This window comes from Azoarcus sp. TTM-91 (assembly GCF_012911025.1).
GTDB lineage: Bacteria > Pseudomonadota > Gammaproteobacteria > Burkholderiales > Rhodocyclaceae > Azoarcus.
The window spans coordinates 1-398 of the sequence record NZ_WUEI01000316.1; the positions used below are offsets into that span (position 1 = coordinate 1).

Sequence of the window (398 nt, forward strand, 5' to 3'; positions counted from 1 at the left end):
ATGCAGACTCGGTCACCGACCCGATCTCCACCCTCGGTGTCATCGCTTCGCACAACCAGTACAAGCTCACCGTGGATGATGAAAGCGACAAGGAACGCCTCAACCAGGGCGGCCTGTTCTTCAACTTCGGCAACAAGCTGACTGGGCAGGAAGGCTTCATCTACCAGGCCGGCATCGAAGGCCAGTACCGTGACAAGGACGACGTGGAGTACAAGTCCTCGCGCGCCGACCTCGACCTCGGTCTGCGTGCCGCGCTGAGCACCAACAACTACATCGACGTGATCGTCGGTGGCGGCTACGACTGGGGGCGTATCGAGCAGGACGACGTCGGCCCGCTCGACAGCACCGTCAAGCTCACCAGCAAATCGCCCTTCGCCAAGGCCGGGCTCGGCTACAAC

1 protein-coding gene is annotated in these 398 nt (G+C 61.8%); it reads left to right on the top strand.

Features of this window, described 5'->3' with window-relative positions; translation table 11 throughout:
* Positions 1 to 398 (top strand): hypothetical protein (locus GRF61_RS24410; RefSeq protein ID WP_211166206.1); only part of this gene is annotated, 398 nt, incomplete at both ends.